Annotated in this window: 1 pseudogene; it reads left to right on the top strand. The window is 66.8% G+C overall.

Going from position 1 to position 819, the window contains the following annotated elements:
* Positions 1-704, top strand: a pseudogene (locus ABEA43_RS67790) (IS256 family transposase); the annotation flags it as partial.
* Between the last annotated feature and the right edge of the window lie 115 nt (positions 705-819).

The raw sequence follows: 819 nt of genomic DNA, 5'->3' as shown, positions 1-819 counted from the left end.
CGTCCGGGACATCGTGCACCACCTGGAGCAGGTCTATGGCACCCGGCTGTCGGCCGAGACGATCTCGCGGATCACCGAGCAGGTGATGGAGGAGGTGAAGCTCTGGCAGCGGCGCCCGCTGGATCCCATCTATGCGGTGGTGTTCCTGGACGCCCTGGTGGTTCAAGGTCCGCGACAACCATGTGGTGCAGAACAAGCCGGCCTACCTGGCGGTCGGCATCGACACCGATGGCGACAAGCACGTCCTGGGCATCTGGATCGCCAAGACGGCGCAGGGCCCGGTGGCCGGGGAGGGCGCCGGGTTCTGGCGCAGTGTGGTCAACGACCTGCGCAACCGTGGCGTCGCCGACATCCTCATCGCCTGCTGTGATGGGCTGAGCGGGTTCGAGGACGCCATCCACGCCGCCTTCCCCGCCACCACCGTGCAGACCTGCATCGTGCATCTGATCCGCAACGCGCTGCGCCCGGTGCCGCGCAAGGACCGCCCCGCCCTGGCCGCGGAACTGAGGAAGGTCTACACCGCCGCCGACGCCGAGGCCGCCTTCGACGCCCTGGCCGACCTCGCGGGCAGCCCGTGGGGCAAGAAATACCCGCAGACGGTGGCAGTCTGGGAGAACGCCTGGGACCGGGTGATCCCGTTCCTAGCCTGCAGTCCCTCGGTCCGCAAGCTGCTCTACACCACCAACACCATCGTTATCTTGAGCCCTCTGAGGGCTGTCTTGCACGTCGATCACGTGGGTGTGAGGGTCCGGATTCTGGCTGGTGGACGTGGTTATCTACCGCTGTCCAGCACGCGGATCTTCCGGAGGAGCCATGCTT

The organism is Nonomuraea rosea (genome assembly GCF_039539705.1).
GTDB classification, from domain to species: domain Bacteria; phylum Actinomycetota; class Actinomycetes; order Streptosporangiales; family Streptosporangiaceae; genus Nonomuraea; species Nonomuraea rosea.
The sequence above is the reverse complement of the archived record's forward strand: the minus strand, read 5'-3'. Positions and strand labels throughout refer to the sequence as shown.